Source organism: Pedobacter suwonensis, from assembly GCF_900111825.1.
GTDB lineage: Bacteria > Bacteroidota > Bacteroidia > Sphingobacteriales > Sphingobacteriaceae > Pedobacter > Pedobacter suwonensis.
Map to the genome: position 1 here is coordinate 143,344 of NZ_FOJM01000012.1, position 17,360 is coordinate 160,703.

General features: G+C 39.9%; 15 protein-coding genes. 8 read left to right on the forward strand and 7 right to left on the reverse strand.

Annotation, left to right across the window (positions count from 1 at the left end; genetic code table 11):
- Nucleotides 1-510: 510 nt before the first annotated feature.
- Both BM107_RS16235 and BM107_RS16240 read right to left on the reverse strand, forming a co-directional pair.
- Nucleotides 511-1,350: an aminotransferase class IV gene (locus BM107_RS16235; protein ID WP_090985216.1), complete on the reverse strand. Its 840-nt coding sequence runs from the start codon at nt 1,348-1,350 to the stop codon at nt 511-513.
- A 3-nt stretch (nt 1,351-1,353) separates the two neighbouring features.
- On the reverse strand, nt 1,354-2,382 hold the full coding sequence (locus tag BM107_RS16240; protein ID WP_090985218.1) for an RluA family pseudouridine synthase: 1,029 nt from the start codon (nt 2,380-2,382) through the stop codon (nt 1,354-1,356).
- Between the two features lie 104 nt (nt 2,383-2,486).
- On the opposite strand from BM107_RS16240, the gene BM107_RS16245 reads away from it, so the two are divergent.
- Nucleotides 2,487-3,518, forward strand: coding sequence for a DUF6588 family protein (locus BM107_RS16245; RefSeq protein WP_090985219.1), 1,032 nt, complete (start codon nt 2,487-2,489; stop codon nt 3,516-3,518).
- A 19-nt stretch (nt 3,519-3,537) separates the two neighbouring features.
- Nucleotides 3,538-4,455: a 1-aminocyclopropane-1-carboxylate deaminase/D-cysteine desulfhydrase gene (locus tag BM107_RS16250; RefSeq protein WP_244278837.1), complete on the forward strand. Its 918-nt coding sequence runs from the start codon at nt 3,538-3,540 to the stop codon at nt 4,453-4,455.
- Between the two features lie 10 nt (nt 4,456-4,465).
- Here the strand turns inward: BM107_RS16250 and BM107_RS16255 are convergent, their stop codons facing one another.
- Nucleotides 4,466-4,858 (reverse strand): winged helix-turn-helix transcriptional regulator, encoded by a 393-nt coding sequence (locus tag BM107_RS16255; RefSeq protein WP_090985221.1) that lies wholly within the window; start codon nt 4,856-4,858, stop codon nt 4,466-4,468.
- 97 nt (nt 4,859-4,955) lie between these two features.
- On the opposite strand from BM107_RS16255, the gene BM107_RS16260 reads away from it, so the two are divergent.
- The 3 genes from BM107_RS16260 (at nt 4,956) to BM107_RS16270 (ending at nt 7,442) form a co-directional block, all read left to right on the forward strand.
- The gene (locus BM107_RS16260; protein WP_090985223.1) at nt 4,956-5,486 is read left to right on the forward strand and encodes an NAD(P)H-dependent oxidoreductase; all 531 of its coding nucleotides are present in this window, start codon (nt 4,956-4,958) and stop codon (nt 5,484-5,486) included.
- A gap of 220 nt (nt 5,487-5,706) precedes the next feature.
- Nucleotides 5,707-7,038 (forward strand): L-lysine 6-transaminase, encoded by a 1,332-nt coding sequence (gene lat, locus BM107_RS16265; protein ID WP_090985349.1) that lies wholly within the window; start codon nt 5,707-5,709, stop codon nt 7,036-7,038.
- A gap of 2 nt (nt 7,039-7,040) precedes the next feature.
- Entirely contained in the window at nt 7,041-7,442 is a 402-nt protein-coding gene (locus BM107_RS16270; protein WP_090985225.1) for a hypothetical protein, read from the forward strand.
- Nucleotides 7,443-8,067: 625 nt separating this feature from the next.
- Here BM107_RS16270 and BM107_RS16275 read toward each other — a convergent pair.
- From BM107_RS16275 to BM107_RS16305, 4 genes are all read right to left on the reverse strand, one after another.
- Nucleotides 8,068-9,429, reverse strand: coding sequence for an acyl-CoA dehydrogenase family protein (locus BM107_RS16275; RefSeq protein WP_090985227.1), 1,362 nt, complete (start codon nt 9,427-9,429; stop codon nt 8,068-8,070).
- Nucleotides 9,430-10,791: 1,362 nt separating this feature from the next.
- A complete protein-coding gene (gene bshB1, locus BM107_RS16295; protein ID WP_090985235.1) occupies nt 10,792-11,508 on the reverse strand; it encodes a bacillithiol biosynthesis deacetylase BshB1 in 717 nt (238 codons plus the stop codon).
- Between the two features lie 108 nt (nt 11,509-11,616).
- Nucleotides 11,617-12,129, reverse strand: a complete 513-nt coding sequence (locus BM107_RS16300; RefSeq protein WP_090985237.1) for a glutathione peroxidase — start codon at nt 12,127-12,129, stop codon at nt 11,617-11,619.
- Nucleotides 12,130-12,135: 6 nt separating this feature from the next.
- The gene (locus BM107_RS16305) at nt 12,136-12,750 is read right to left on the reverse strand and encodes a DUF4294 domain-containing protein (RefSeq protein WP_090985239.1); all 615 of its coding nucleotides are present in this window, start codon (nt 12,748-12,750) and stop codon (nt 12,136-12,138) included.
- Between the two features lie 109 nt (nt 12,751-12,859).
- Here BM107_RS16305 and BM107_RS16310 point away from each other — a divergent pair, with 109 nt between their 5' ends.
- From BM107_RS16310 to BM107_RS16320, 3 genes are all read left to right on the forward strand, one after another.
- Nucleotides 12,860-15,067: a RelA/SpoT family protein gene (locus BM107_RS16310; protein WP_090985241.1), complete on the forward strand. Its 2,208-nt coding sequence runs from the start codon at nt 12,860-12,862 to the stop codon at nt 15,065-15,067.
- Nucleotides 15,068-15,244: 177 nt separating this feature from the next.
- Complete coding sequence (locus BM107_RS16315) at nt 15,245-15,742, forward strand: Fur family transcriptional regulator (protein ID WP_090985243.1); 498 nt, start codon at nt 15,245-15,247, stop codon at nt 15,740-15,742.
- A gap of 38 nt (nt 15,743-15,780) precedes the next feature.
- Complete coding sequence (locus tag BM107_RS16320) at nt 15,781-17,061, forward strand: adenylosuccinate synthase (protein WP_090985245.1); 1,281 nt, start codon at nt 15,781-15,783, stop codon at nt 17,059-17,061.
- Nucleotides 17,062-17,360: the final 299 nt, after the last annotated feature.

The window sequence follows — 17,360 nt, forward strand, 5'->3', positions numbered from 1 at the left end:
TTTATTTAAGAAATCATACTTCGATCATCCGCCTGCAACGGGCAGCGTTATCCCGATTAGGAACTGTTTATCCTGAAGGAAATTTTATCGGGATTAAGCAAAAGGCGGGACTAGCGGAACCGAAGCACCACAAACATTGCTTTCTAAAAAAGAAGTGGGATAAACCTGTGCATGAAGACCTTAGTTCATTATTCTTTTTGGAAAGCAGTAACAGTAGCTTTTACGTTAATACAGCCCCGCTCCCGCTTCTGCCAATTTGAAGGAATTGGCATCCCGCTTTGATCGGGTTTAGGTGGCGCAATCTGTGCATGGTCCAAAGTCAAATAAACCCGACCGACAGCGTTATCCCGATTAGGAACTGTTTATCCTGAAGGAAATTTTATCGGGATTAAGCAAAGGGCGGAACTAGCGGAACCGAAGCACCACAAGCTTTGCTTTCCAAAAAAGTAATGAGTGCTTCAGTAAATAAACAACCAAACACAAATAAATCAATGACTAATGAACTTATAACTAAATGGCGTTCAGCTTCTCCGACAAAAACTTCGAAACCTCGTTAAAATAACGTTTCCTACCATAGCCCATTACCCATTGTATGCCTTGCGTAGCATTGGTAATAAAAACTTCTTCAGCTTCTTTTAAGATTTCCGGATTGATCTGCGCCTCAATCAAAGGCATATCGTTCATTTTGCACAACTGCATAATAGCTGTACGCATTATGCCGCTGATGCAACCTTCGGCAAGGGCTGGTGTATAAATCTGTTTGTTGTACACCACAAAAACATTTGCACTGATGCTTTCGCAAAGAAAACCATATTGATTCAGGATCATGGCCTCATCCAGGCGGTGCTGACTTTTAAAAAGCCCGGCCATAACATAAAGCAGTGCATTAGCTGTTTTAAAATTCGAGAGTTTATTAACTGGTTTGGTCATTTCGTCAAAAACATCAATGATCAAGCCTTTGCTGTTTAACTCGTATGTAGAGGCTTTTAGCGGAATACCCTCCAGAATATAACCAGCTTTATTAATTTCAGGTGTGTATACTCCAGCCCCTCCCCTGTAAACAGAAAGTCGGAACCGAACATTGCCGTTCCATTTGTTCCTTTTTGTCAAATCAGCTGTTTTCTGGCGCAGAAAATAATCGTCCATCAAAGCATGTCCGTCTATTTTTAGTGCTTTCATGCCAGCACTTAACCGATCAGCATGTAAGTCCGCAAATTGCAGCTTATTATTGATCATGCGCATACTTTCAAACAATCCATCGCCAAATTTGAAACTTCGGTTAGCCGCTGTCAAAATTGGGGCATCAACCGCCTGAAATTCATCATTAAATAAGAGGTACTCTTGAAGCATATTTTATGATGTTGCGATATAATTTTCCCATTTGGTTAATCCGGCTTTAAAATCGGGTGGTAACGGCGATTCGAAATACATGTACTCTTTAGTAGTGGGATGGATAAAACCCAAACTTTGCGCATGCAGGGCCTGACGGGGCAGCAATTCAAAACAATTATCTACAAACTGTTTGTATTTATTAAACGTAGTACCTTTTAAAATCTTATCACCACCATACATGGCATCGTTGAACAAGGGATGACCAATGTGTTGCATGTGAGCCCTGATCTGGTGCGTACGACCAGTTTCGAGTTCGCAACTGATCAAAGTAACATATCCCAACCGCTTTAGTACTTTATAATGCGTTACAGACCATTTGCCTTTTTCTTCATCATCGTAAATATCCATTACACGGCGATCCTTTACACTACGGCCAATATAACCTGTAACGGTACCATCATTTTCAATATCGCCCCAAACCAACGCAATATATTTACGGGTAATGCTGTGATCGAAAAACTGGCGCGCAAGGTGTGTAATCGACTTTTCATTTTTACTGATCAACAGTAAGCCTGAAGTATCTTTATCAATGCGGTGCACCAGGCCCGGGCGGCCGTCATTTCCGGGTAGCTGAGGGAGTTGCTCAAAATGGAATGCCAAAGCATTAACCAATGTTCCGGTATAATTATTGAAACCAGGATGTACAACCATCCCGGCAGGCTTGTTTACCACGAGTAAATCACCATCCTCGTAAATAATATCCAGTGGAATATCTTCGGGATAAACTTCTGTATCTCGTGGCGGATGAGGTAAAACGATAGATATTTCATCAAAAGGCTTAACTTTATAACTGGCCTTTATCTGTTTCTGGTTAACCAGTACGTTTCCTGCATCAATTGCATTTTGAATACGGTTTCTCGAGGCATTTTCTACACGTACCATCAAAAATTTATCGATACGCAGTAACGACTGCCCTTTATCCACAATAATTTTTAAATGTTCGTATAATTCCTGTTCTTCTGATTCCTGCAATCCAGCCACATTTTCCATGGCGCAAAAATAAACTTTTAACTTCAAGATTTTTTTAATGATTGCAGTTTTCGCAAAAACAGCATTATATTTACTAACAATGAAAATCTTTTAAATCTTCCTCTATGAAAAAACACTACACCTTAAAGGCGATGTGTGCCTTAATGTTATTGATTACGGCTCAAAAGGCTAATGCACAACAGAATGTTGGAGACCTTTTTAAGTCTGGTCCCGCCGATGCGACTAAATTAATCAATGCTTATTTCGATCCCTTATACAAAGGTTTGGGCATTGGCTTAACGGATGGCTGGAGTAATACCGCAAAATCTAAAGGTTTGTTAAAATTCGATGCCCGCTTTTCGGTTTCCGGCGCCTTTGTGCCACAATCAGCCCGCAGCTATGATGTAAATACGCTGGGCCTGAACAATATCAGGCCGGCAGTTGGTGCGTCGTCTATAGGGCCGACTGCTTTTGGCAATGACGAGGTTGGCGGAAAGATGCAGATCTATACCAGTAACGGAAATAAAACAAACTCATTTTTCAATCTTCCAAAAGGTTTAGGCTTTCACGTTGTACCTGCGGTACAATTACAGGCTACTTTGGGGCTACCCAAAAATATTGACATTACCTTACGGGCAATGCCAAAGATTAAATTAGGAAATGATTTGGGTAATTTATCAATGATCGGCTTTGGTGCAAAAGTAGAATTGCTGCCACTTTTTATGGGTTCGACTACAGAGAAATTAATCCCGGTTGATATTGCTGTAGCAGGAGGATTTACCCAATACAAATATAATTTGCCGTTGAATATTAATAATAACGCAAATTCAGACCAACGCATTGATGCCAAGTTCAATGGTGTAAATTTTGACGCCATCGTATCGAAACAAATTCTATTCTTTACGCCATTTGCAAGTGTCGGGTATCAAACGTCGAATACAGATTTAAAGGCTTTGGGTACCTACTCTTTTGATACCGGTGATGACCAATCAGTAAACTACACCGACCCGATTGCTGTAAATCAAAGGGATATCAATGGCGTAAGAGCAAGTTTAGGCTTTCAGCTAAAGTTTGGTTTCTTTAAGTTTTACGGTTCCTATACGCAGGCCAAATACAGCATGGTTAATGCCGGTATCGGTTTAGGCATTGGCAAATAAAAAACTTACAGGCATAATAATGGTTCAAAAACACCTGAAATATTTCAGGTGTTTTTTATTTTTACACGTGTTTGAAGAAATATATAGCCCGGTACAGAAAATAGCATTTCCACCTTTAAAAAACCTGTTCGTTAAAAGGGATGATCTTATAGACCCTTACATTTCGGGCAATAAATGGCGTAAACTCAAACATATTCTAGCTAAAGCCAAAGCCGACCGCAAGACGCACCTTGTTACTTTCGGTGGTGCTTACTCGAATCACCTGGTCGCTACAGCAGCTGCAGCATCACGCTCAGGGTTTACATCAACCGCTTTTGTACGTGGGGAAGAAGTAAAAAATGAGACGTTATTGCTTTGCCGGTTATTTGGGATGAAACTCATTTTCACCGACCGTGAAAGTTATCGGGATAAGCATAATTTGTTTAATTCAAATTTTGCTTCTGATGAACAGGCTTATTTTGTAAATGAGGGAGGCGCCTCTATGGAAGCCACTATTGGCTGTGCAGAGATAATTAACGAATTAACAGTCCCTTATGATCACATTTTTTGTGCTGCAGGAACGGGAACCACAGCGGCAGGGCTGCTGCGCGGAATTCAGCGGCATGGATTAGACACAAAACTACATATCATCCCTGTGTTAAAGGGGGCCTCTTTTATTCAGGAAGAAATTGCAAAATACACACCAGTGTCTACTCATCTCAAACTTCATCTTGATTATCATTTTGGTGGCTATGCCAAAACCACTCCCGCACTGATTAGTTTCATCAAGAACTTTACGGCAAAAAGCGGACTGCTTTTAGATCCGGTTTATACGGCTAAAATGTTTTATGCCATCCGGGATTTAGCAAAACAAGGCATTATTGGCAAAGAAGAAAAGGTATTGGCTATTCATACCGGCGGCCTGATGGGCCTTTTTGGAATGAAGGACAAGTTTTAGAAAGTCCTGCTTACTTAAGAGTTTTGGTCATTTTTGAGCGGCTTGCAGAATCCAGTGCCTTGTGCTTCTCTCCCCAGCTTTCCAGTTGTTTTATAATGGCTTTAAGTTCGTAACCTATCGGTGTGAGTTCGTATTCTACGCGTGGTGGTACTTCAGCATAAACCGTTCGCTTAACAATTTTGTTCTCTTCCAGTTTTCTGAGTTGAAGAGTCAACATCCGTTCGGTAATATTAGGTAACAATTTTTTCAGTTCACCAAATCTGAGTTTGCCGTTAATTAGCCAGGAACAGATGACCAATGCCCACTGCCCGCCAATAATATTGGCCGCATAAACCTCTGGACATTCCTCGGCCAATGCCTGTTTATTGGCGTAATTAGTCGATGTTTCCTTGATTTTATACATTACTTACATTTTTTATAGTACCATACAATTGGTAGCCAATATACATATTCTATGTAAGCTACCTTATTTTTGTGGTTAATAATTTAAAACTACTAAAATGAAAACACTCATTATCGTCATTCATCCTGATATTCAAAACTCTGTTGTTAACAGAAGGTGGATCGAAGAACTTGGTAAATTCCCTGATAAATTCCATGTGCATCAATTGCATGAAGTTTATCCTGATGAGAAAATTGATGTGCCTGCTGAGCAAAAACTGATCGAAGCATATGAAAAGATAGTATTTCAGTTCCCTTATTATTGGTTTAACTGCCCGGCCTTTTTTAAAAAGTGGCTAGATGAGGTCCTTACGCATGGTTGGGCATATGGAAGCAAAAGCGGCTACAAGGTTGCGGGAAAGAAAATTGCACTGGCCATTTCATTAGGTGTAGATCAGGAGGAACTCAGTTCTTCAGGTATTTACAAATATCCACTTGAAGAACTCACACGTCCTTTTGAGCTTTCTTTTGAATATGTTAAGGCCGATTATAGACCATTTTTTGCCTATTATGGAATTGAGCACAATGCTTCAAAAGAATGGGTTGAAAAAAGTGTTCCGCTGTACCTGGATTTTCTTGACAAATTGTAAGATATCATTCATATCTCTCAATTTAAGAGTAAAAGATGTATTGCTCAAATGCGATTTTACCGAAAAAGTTTTCCACATCTGTGAAGTCCAAAATCGGTTTTTGTCTATAATCATACTTTAAACTGTTTAAACCTATTTTTTAGGCAAAGTGTAGAAAAAGTGCTTAAATTTTGATTTTAGGCACATTTAACTAAATTTGGATTATACCAAAACCAAGTTTATGTATCAATTAACAGTACCTGCAGATCGCGTTAACGAATCGTTAAGTAAACACATTTTGGCCGATGGTTTCGACCTGACCTATGATATGGAAAAAAGCCATGGCGCTTACATTTACGACTCTAAATACAATAGGACTTTACTCGATTTTTTCACTTGTTTTGCTTCCGTTCCTTTAGGTTACAACCACCCAAAAATGGTTGATGATGAAGCTTTTAAAAAGAATCTTTTACTGGCCGCTCTGGCCAATCCATCGAATTCCGATGTTTACACCCAGCAGTATGCACAATTCCTGGAAACATTTTCCAAAATTGGCATTCCTGATTATCTGCCCCATGCTTTTTTTATTGCAGGTGGAGGCTTGGCGGTAGAAAATGCCATTAAGGTTGCCATGGACTGGAAAGTTCAAAAAAACTTTGCCAAGGGATATACCGAAGAAAAAGGTTTCAAGGTTTTGCACTTCGAAAAGGCTTTTCATGGCCGTACGGGTTACACACTGAGTTTAACCAATACTCTGCCAGATAAAACAAAATGGTTTGCCAAGTTCAATTGGCCAAGGGTAGCTGTTCCGGAAGTTAGCTTTCCACTTTCCGGAGATAACTTAAATCATGCCATTGCAACTGAAGAAGCCTCGCTCGCCCAGATTAAAAAAGCCTTTGCAGAAAATAAAGATGAAATCTGTGCCATTATTATAGAACCGATCCAATCAGAAGGTGGAGATAACCATCTGCGGGAAGAGTTTTTAATCCAGCTTAAAACATTGGCCGATGAAAATGATGCTTTTTTGATTTATGATGAAGTACAAACCGGTGTGGGGTTAACCGGTAGATTCTGGTGCCACCAGCACTTTAGCGAAAAAGCCCGGCCAGATATTATCGCTTTTGGCAAAAAAATGCAGGTTTGTGGCATTCTTGTTGGTAATAAGGTAGACGAAATTGAAAGCAATGTATTTAAAGTACCCAGCCGGATTAACTCAACATGGGGAGGCAATTTAGTGGACATGGTGCGTTCTTCCCAGATTTTACAGATCGTGGAAGAGGATCAGCTATGTGAGAACGCAGCAAAAGTAGGCAAATACTTAAAAGATCAATTAGAAAACCTGGCGCATAAATTTGATCAGATGACAAATGTACGCGGAAGAGGATTATTATGTTCTTTCGATTTCCCGACAAAAGAAATGCGCAATGCCTTTATTGGCAAGGGGCTGGAAAACAATGTGATGTTTTTAGGCTGTGGTGAGCGAACCATCCGTTTCCGCCCGGCACTTTGCATTGAGCAAAAGCATATTGACGAAGGCCTGACCGTTATGGAAAAAATATTGCCTTTATTGTAAGCATGAAGCGAAAATCGTTTGTTTATTTCCTAATTGCAGGAGTTTTAGTATTGATCTTTTTTATGGTTAAAAATGTTTTTGATCAGCCAGGGATTAGTGATATGAAAGCTGGCTTTAAAGAAGTGATTAAGTATAGAAATGACAATAACACTGGCCCAATACAACGGATTTACGTGGTGACAGTTAAAGATTCCATCTGGAAAGAAATGAAAGATTATGGTAATTTAATGCCACATACTAAATACGGTAATACCAAAGTGTATTTTTTCATGCAACATGCAAATGTTCCAGAAAGCTTACAACCCGGAGCCGTAAATTTCGATCCGGTTTTTAACAAGGACTGTATTGCATTATATGAAAAAAGTGCAATGAGCCAGGTGGCCTTTAATAAACACCCTTATTAAACAGAACATCCGGCACATTAGTTAGCAAAAAAATTAAACCTTATTTATTTGGAAATGAAGGGTTCTGAGCATTTGGCATTTTCAGTCCCGCTTTCCCTACTGCCAATTTGAAGGAAATTGGCATCCGTTCCAATCGGGTTTATATACAAAGTTTTGTGTCACAGAAAACAAACTCTCCTAATTTGCCCAGGATCTTTGTCTCGATATGCTGTCCGTAGAGTTCTGAAAGGCTCTACGGGATTAACAAATGGGAAGGGCCTACAACTCGTTTTTCCAATAGTGAGTTAAAAAAACTTAATTCCATTAGCCAATTAGTGGAGACGCTGTGCTTAACTCTACGAAAAGGATATGGATGTATCCAAAGAACCTTTGTTCAATAAACCTGACAGCAGCGGCAGCCCCGATTTTTCCATCGGGCTACAGCGAATGGCAGGGCTGTAGCACCTATGAAACACTGACGTTCATTTCCTAACCCTAAAAAATCCTGCAATTTATCATCCTTACATCAGTTTTCGACTACGCTCAGACTGACAAGTATCTAATATAATTTAGCTCGGACCCAACATTAAACTCACAAATTTTCCCAGCGCATTAGCCCTTTAAATTTCGTGAGTTTTCCCAACCTCTAAACAAAAGCTGAAAAGCCTGTTATGGCCCTACCTACAATCAGTGTATTAATTTCTTTGGTACCCTCATACGAATAAATGGCTTCAGCATCAGCCACAAAACGTGCTACATTGTATTCGAGCAAAATACCATTTCCGCCCATTACTTCTCTTGCTTTGCTTACTACATCGCGCGTTCTTAATGAACAGAAAACCTTGGCCAGCGAAGCATGTTCATCTTTTAATAAACCTTGGTCTTGCAGCTGTGATAAACGGAAACAAAGTGTTTGCATCGCCGTTAAATTCGATAACATTTCTACCAGGTGATTTTGAATCAATTGAAAAGATGCAATGGGTTTACCAAACTGTTTTCGGGTGCGTGTATATTCCAGGGCATTTTCATAAGCGCCTCGCGCACAACCTACTGCCTGCCAGGCTACTCCTGCACGTGTCATTTGCAAAACCTTTGCCGTATCTTTAAATGAGTTTGCATTTTGCAGGCGATCGGCTTCATCTACCTCACAGTCGGTTAAGGTAATCAAGCCATTCTGTACAATTCTTAAGGCCATTTTATCCTGCATTTTCTCTACAGCAAAACCCGGATTATCTTTCTTCACGATAAACCCTTTTACCTCCCCGCTTTCTTCATCACGTGCCCAGATAATTAAGATATCTGCAAAAGTAGCATTACCGATCCATTTTTTCTGACCGTTTAATATCCATTTGCCATTTACTTTTTTACAGGTTGTGGTTAGTCCGCCGGCAGCAGCAGACCCTACTTCGGGCTCAGTTAACCCAAATGCGCCAATGATTTTAAATTGTTGCATCAGCGGCAGCCACTGCTGTTTTTGTTCCTCCGAGCCACATAAGTATATTGAACCCATAGCCAGGCCACTCTGTACACCAAAAAAAGTAGATATCGAGGTATCGATTCGGGCCATCTCCATTGCTAAAATGCCCTCCATCAAATTGGATTTCCCCGGACAGCCATAACCTTTGTAGGTTAAACCACAAATATTGAGCTCGGCAAGTTTTGGAATAATTTCAAATGGAAACTCGGCTTTGTTCCAGTATTGGTTAACGATGGGTTTCACTTCCTGTTCCAAAAAAGCACGTACCTTCAACTGGAGCGCACGGTCCTCATCTTTTAGTGCTTCATCGCCCAAATGATAAAAGTCTCCTTCTATAGGCGGCAACGCTTTCTTTTTGCCAGATCCGCCCATCATTTTCATCATTCCCTGAATCTGTTTATCATCCAGGCTCGAGATCGTCTCGACCATTTTGGGTAAATCGACTTTTTTTGATAAAGCTTCCAGCTTATCGAAATCTACATGTTTAAAAAGACGGTAAGCGTTTTTGAGAGATGAAAATATATTCGCCATTATTATTCATTTTGAGAATAACAAATGAAGGGCTGTTTTGTTGGGCTGTCAAAATAACCGCAAAGGGCGCAAAATTTTTCCGCAAAGAAACGCTAAGCATCATTTTATTTTTACCACAGAAGGCACTGAGGTTTGCACAGAGGAACACGAAGATTTTAACCGCTAAGGTCACAAAACTTTTTCACAAAGACATTTGAGGTTTCAAGTCATTAAAAAATGACCCAGCTCGATGCTCTTTGTGCCTTTCTCTGTGAGCCTCTGTGGTCAAGATCAAAGCATTATTTCAGTGGATTCGATTTTCCGCAAAGGGCGCAAAGTTTTTCCGCAAAGAAACGCAAAGCATCATCTTATTTTTACCACAGAAGGCACTGAGGCTTGCACAGAGGAACACCGAGATTAACCGCTAAGGGCGCAAAACTTTTTCACAAAGACACTTGAGGTTTCAAGTCATTAAAAAATGGACCCAGCTCGATGCTCTTTGTGCCTTTCTCTGTGAGTCTCTGTGATTAAGATCAAAGCGCGATTTCAGTGGATTCGATTTTCCGCGAAGGGCGCGAAGTTTTTCCGCAAAGAAACGCAAAGCATCATTTTATCTTTACCACAGAAGGCACTGAGGTTTGCACAAAGGAACACAGAGATTTTAACCGCTAAGGGCGCAAAACTTTTTCACAAAGACATTTGAGCTTTCAAGTCATTAAAAAATGGACCCGGCTCGATGCTCTTTGTGCCTCTCTCTGTGAGTCTCTGTGGTTAAGATCAAAGCGCTATTTCAGTGGATTCGATTTTCCGCAAAGGGCGTAAAGTTTTTCCGCAAAGAAACGCAAAGCATAATTTTATTTTTACCACAGAAGGCACTGAAGTTTGCACAGAGGAACACAGAGATTTTAACCGCTAAGGGCACAAAACTTTTTCACAAAGACATTTGAGCTTCCAAGTCATTAAAAAATGGATCCAGCTCGATGCTCTTTGTGCCTTTCTCTGTGAGTCTCTGTGGTTAAGATCAAAGCGCGATTTCAGTGGATTCGATTTTCCGCAAAGGGCGCAAAGTTTTTCGCAAAGAAACGCAAAGCATCATTTTATTTTTACCACAGAAGGCACTGAGGTTTGCACAGAGGAACACAGAGATTTTAACCGCTAAGGGCGCAAAACTTTTTCACAAAGACATTTGAGGTTTCAAGTCATTAAAAAATGGACCCAGCTCGATGCTCTTTGTGCCTTTCTCTGTGAGTCTCTGTGGTTAAGATCAAAGCACTATTTCAGTTTTTCCACAGAGGGCATTGAAGTTTAAACGAATCAAGAAAAATGTGGCCAGCTTGGCGCTTTTTGCACCTTTCTCTGCGAGCTTTGCGGTCAAAAAAAGACCTACCTTAAATCAAACAAATTATCCACACCCAACAATTTTCGCGAAGTAAAGCCTTCGCCAAAAGTGGCGCCTATGCTTTTACCAAACTCCCTTGAACGACCGATTACACTTTCAAAAAACTCTGGGGAGGAGATATAGGTCTGTTGACCTTCAACATCGGGATTATAAAACTGTGTTTTAAAAGCCTTAATGGATTCGATTTTTTTATCCATATGATCAGATACATCTACAATAATATCAGGCTTTAAATACCGATCTTGAATGAACTGCAATAACAATCGGGGGCGGTGTGCTTCTTGCTTAATTCCATCTATTGAGGTTTCTACTTTTGGCAAACCTGATAAAAAAACGGAATCGTAAACCAGGTCACCGGCCCTTCCATGATCTGGGTGGCGATCCTCCAGCGCATTACTCAAAATAATCTCTGGTTGATATTTTCTGATGGCTTTAATCACTTCCAAACGGTGATATTCATCGTTCTGAAAAAATCCATCCCTCATCCTTAAATTTTCACGAATATGCAATCCTAAAATCTTGGCTGAATCTGCCGCTTCTTCATCTCTTGTTTCTGCTGTCCCCCTTGTACCAAGTTCACCCCTGGTTAAATCTACAATGCCCACTTTTTTACCCAGGGCAATATGTTTTAAAATCGTACCTGAACAGCAAAGCTCCGCATCATCAGGATGCACAGCGATTACTAAAATATCTAAGTTCATCTGTGTTTTCGTGTTTTTTAATTGTCAGATGGAACCTTTGATCATTAAAATAATCATTATCCATCTGGCCTAATGATTATTTTAATAATGTCGGTTTCACTAATTCAATTATCGGGCATTTTGACTCAGCAACTGCTGAATTTTCTTTTTAATTTTCGTATTCAAAGGCTTGGTGAACGGGAAGAAATAATCTTCCAGCTCGCCATTTCTGTTCACAATATATTTATGGAAGTTCCACCGGGGTTTCGAACTTAATTTGGCATTTTGTTTTTTGTCACTCAGGAATTGATAAAGTGGGTGAGCATTTTCCCCGCGAACGACAATCTTATCAAAAACCGGAAATTTTACACCATGATTGATCTCGCAGAAAGATGCAATATCAGTTCCGTTCAAAGGTTCCTGCTTTCCAAAATCATTAGAAGGGAAACCCAGGATTTCAAAATCGGGGTTATTAATCTCATCCTTAAGTTGCTGTAACTCCTTTAACTGGGGTGTTAAACCACATTCTGATGCGGTATTTACAATTAAAACAACTTTGTTTTGATAAGCTGATAACGGTTGTTCTTCGCCGTTAACTTTCTTCACCTTAAAGGAATAAATATTGGGTATGCGATCCTGCATTGTATGTTATTGATAAAATCCCGAAGTACGGATAATAGATTCTATATCCCTATCTGTATTCGGATCGTAAGTGCTTTTTAAATTATGTCCTACCACACGGGCTACAATCTGGTACGAAAATGCTGCGAAACCGCCTTTGGTTTGTTTTACAATATCATAGGTTGTTCTGCCCACTTCACGGTCGATCAGTTTCGTTAAAATCTGGCCTTGTGTAATCGTCAACTCTTTTATCTCGCGGTTAAACATGTCTTTTATTTCTTTATCACATTGTTTAACCAATTGTTTCTGTTCTTTTTTCTCTGAAGTTTTGGCTAAATCCTGCTCCAGCTGTTCGTAACGGCGTTTGGCAAACAAGGCATAAGGCATTACTTTTAATACGTTATACCGTAAACGGTTATAAGCGGCCTGCTCTGCCGGCGATTTCCAGATTCTGGCCGCATAAATGTTAACCTCGTTCAGTTGCATCCATGGAATCATCACGCCGTTATCATTTGTGGAGGCTACTCTTATCGTATCGCTTTTACCTAATTTAGGGAATACAGGGACAGTTGGTTCCTGTGCATGCAGTGAAACACCATAAATCATTACAATACAAAGAAAAAATAGCCCTTTAAATTTCATAAATTTATACTTTTACAAAGTTAGGTGTTATTTCATATATTAGTTGTTTCACAGAACTAATATAAGTTTTATTCATAAATAAGACGCAATTTTTACGCAAAAAATACAAATGAAAACAGAGTTAGTGATTGATTTAGAGGCGGAAAAGCAAGAGATTCTAAAAAGATACAGGGCCTTACTTCGGGCAAGTAAATCTACCTTACAGAAAGGGGATAAAAAAGAAATCCGAAAAGCTTTTGATATGGCACTCGAAAGCCATAAAGATATGCGGCGCAAATCTGGCGAGCCCTATATTTACCATCCAATTGCCGTTGCGCAGATTGCTGCTGAAGAAATTGGACTCGGAACCACTTCCATTGTATGCGCCTTATTGCACGATGTGGTAGAGGATACTGACATCACTTTAGAAGATATTGAACGCGAATTTGGCAAAAAAACCGCTAAAATAATCGATGGCTTAACCAAAATATCAGGTGTTTTTGACACCAACAGCTCTTTACAGGCAGAGAATTTCCGTAAAATGTTGCTTACCCTGGCTGATGATGTAAGGGTAATCCTGATCAAACTCGCCGATCGTTTGCACAATATGCGTACAATGGATTTTATGCCCCGCCACAAGCAGCTTAAAATCGCTTCAGAAACTATTTATTTATACGCTCCCCTTGCCCACCGTTTGGGTTTATACGCTATAAAATCAGAGCTGGAAGATCTTTCGATGAAATATCTCGATCCTGACACCTATAAATTCATTGCAAAAAAATTAAATGAGAAAAAGGCAGAGCGTGCACTTTTCATCAAAAAATTCGTAGAGCCTATTGACGAGATTGTGCACGAACAAGGTTTAGTGGCTGATGTTTATGGCAGGCCTAAGTCGATCCACTCCATCTGGAATAAAATGAAAAAGAAAAATATCCCTTTTGAAGAGGTTTATGATCTTTTTGCCATCCGGATTATTTTGGATTCGGCTCCAGAAAATGAAAAGGCTGATTGCTGGAAAGCATATTCCATCGTAACCGATTTATACCGTCCAAATCCAGATCGATTACGCGATTGGGTATCATCTCCAAAAGGAAATGGATACGAAAGCTTGCACACCACGGTAATGGGACCGCGCGGGCAATGGGTGGAAGTACAGATCCGTACGCAACGCATGAATGAGATTGCAGAGAAAGGTTTTGCAGCACATTGGAAATACAAAGAGTCGAGCAATGACAACGGCCTCGATCAGTGGATCCAGAAAGTACGCGAAATGTTGAGTAATCCTGAAGCCAACGCTTTGGATTTCCTCGATGATTTTAAAATGAACCTTTTCTCAGATGAGATTTTTATTTTCACACCAAAAGGTGCTTTAATCCAGCTGCCTTTAGGTGCTACAGCATTGGATTTTGCTTTCGAGATCCATACCGATGTAGGTGCAACCTGTATTGGAGCCAAGGTTAACCACAAGCTGGTTCCTATTTCATACAAACTTCAAAATGGCGATCAGGTAGAGATCATCACCTCGAGCAAACAAACCCCAAAAGAAGATTGGCTGAATGTGGTGGTTACGGCTAAAGCCAAATCGAAAATTAAATCATCACTAAAAGAAGAAAAACGGAAAATTGCAGAAAATGGCAAGGAGATTTTAGAAAGGAAGCTGAAATCGCTTAAAATCACCTACAATACCGATAACATTCAGAAACTGAGTTATTTCTTTAAACTACCATCTACCCAGGAACTCTTTGTAAATGTTGCCCTCGGTAAAATAGAACTAAAAGATATTAAAGAGTACCTACTAAGCGGAAAAGAAGTTGAACACCGTAGTCCCGAACGCCCTGAAAATCTTTCTGTTGATGGAATAAAGAGCAAAATTAAAGGAGGAGATTCTGACATCTTACTCATTGGAGAAGATATGCAGCGTATTGATTATACGTTGGCAGCCTGCTGTAACCCCATACCTGGCGATGACGTTTTTGGATTCATCACCGTGAGTGAAGGAATAAAAATACACCGTACCAACTGCCCGAATGCCGCGCAGCTAATGGCCAATTATGGCTACCGGGTGGTTAAAGCCAAATGGAATAAACAACAGGAATTAACCTTCTTAACCGGCTTACGTATTGTAGGTATTGATGATGTTGGCTTAATCAACAATATTACACGCGTGATTTCTACTGATTTTAAAGTAAATATGCGCTCAATTACCGTCGATACCAATGAGGGGATTTTTGATGGTTCGATTATGATTTTTGTAAATGATACCGAACACCTGGAAAACCTGATTAAAAATTTATTAAAAGTAAGGGGTGTTACCGGAGTAACCAGGTTTGACGCATAGGTAGTCGGGAGTCTGTAGACCGAAGTCCGAAGTCTGGGTTTAGAGTCTAAGTTGCAGTCTATTTGCGATTTCAACTTCCGGATCCAGACCTCAGAACTCCGACTTTGACAACATTTAAACAATCTAAGCCTCGAACAATCAAACTAATTAACTACCTTTGAATGGAGTTTAAAAACTATGTCTGAACAAAAAACAAATGAGCTCGTCCGTAAGATTTTTGAGGCTTATTTAGAGAACAAAAATCTACGTAAAACACCAGAGCGCTTCGCTATATTGGAAGAAATATATTCAAGAAACGACCACTTTGATGTAGAAACCCTATATATCCACATGAAAAACCAAAAGTACCGCGTTAGTCGTGCTACGGTTTATAATACGTTGGAATTATTGGTTTCCTGCGACTTGGTTACCAAACACCAGTTTGGTAAAAACATGGCGCAATTCGAAAAATCATATGGTTACCGCCAGCATGATCACGTGATCTGTATCGAGTGTGGTAAAGTAGTAGAATTCTGTGATCCCCGCATCCACCAGATCCAAACGATGGTGGGTGATCTGTTAAAATTCGATGTTAAACACCATTCGCTAAATCTTTATGGTTTCTGCTCTGATTGCAGCATGGCTAGGAAAGTAAATGAAAGTGTAGCAACAGCCGAAAAAATCGAACAAAATTAAATCAAAATACAAATAAAACCAGCTTAATTTATTAAATAATGACGCAAGTAGATGTACTTCTCGGCCTGCAATGGGGTGATGAAGGAAAGGGAAAAATCGTTGATGTACTCAGTCCAAAATATGATCTTATCGCCCGTTTTCAGGGTGGCCCAAATGCCGGACATACTTTAGAGTTTGATGGCAAGAAATTCGTTCTGAATACCATTCCCTCAGGAATTTTTAACGAAAAAACCATGAATCTTATTGGAAATGGTGTAGTAATCGACCCTATTATCCTAAAAAGAGAGTTAGATAATTTAAAAAAAGCTGGTCATGACCCAATTGCCGATGGCAAATTAGTGATTGCCCGCAAGGCACACTTAATTTTACCTACCCACCAATTATTGGATGCAGCTAACGAAGCACGCATGGGTAAAAATAAAATTGGATCAACCTTAAAAGGTATTGGCCCAACTTATATGGATAAAACCGGCCGTAATGGTTTACGTGTTGGCGATACTACACTACCTGATTTCAAAGAGCGTTATGCTAAACTGGTAGAAAAACATACCGAAATCCTTTCTCATTACGAAGGTTTTGAATATGAATTAGCGGAGAAAGAAGCATCGTTTTTTGAGGCCATCGAATTCCTAAAAACCATTCCTCATGTAGATAGCGAACATTATGTGAATGGTTTCTTAAAAGAAGGAAAAGCGGTTTTAGCAGAAGGTGCACAAGGAACGTTGTTAGACGTTGATTTCGGTTCATATCCTTTCGTAACATCAAGCAACACTACAACAGCAGGCGCTTGTACCGGTTTAGGTATTGCCCCTAATAAAGTAGGTGCTGTTTATGGTATCTTCAAAGCATATTGTACACGTGTTGGTGGCGGCCCTTTCCCTACCGAATTAGATAATGAGGTTGGTGAAAACCTGCGCGCATTAGGTCATGAGTTTGGTGCAACTACCGGTCGTGCCCGCCGTTGCGGCTGGATTGATCTTCCTGCTTTAAAGTATGCCATCATGTTAAACGGTGTAACCGAATTAATTATGATGAAAGCTGATGTTTTAGACACTTTCGATACCATTTATGCCTGTACTCACTATGAATATAATGGCGAAACCATCGATTACATGCCTTATGATATCATTTCTATTGAACCAAAACCAGTATTGAAAGCCATTGATGGTTGGGCTACCGATGTAACCAAAATCACCTCTGTAGATGAAATTCCGGCTAAACTGACTGAATATATTGCATTCTTAGAAAAAGAATTGGAGGTGCCTATTAAATTCCTTTCCGTTGGTCCGGATAGGGCACAAACTTTAGAATTACGCTAAAATATAAGATTCGTCATGCTGAATTATTTCAGCATCCATTTAATCTATTAACACTAATAGCCCCTGAAATAAATCCAGGGTGACGATCAATTAAAGAAAGGCAATCCATAGCGGATTGCTTTTTTGTTTCTTAGTTATTCATTATAAAAAATCTTCATCTAGACCGTAGCAAAGCACAGTGCCTGCCTGTAAAGGCGGGGAGAGATCTATCTAAACAGATTTACCTTCGCTGAGCACTTCGTGGTTCCCGACTGCGTTGCCCTCCCCTCGAAATGGCGATATTCCTAATTAAGAAACCG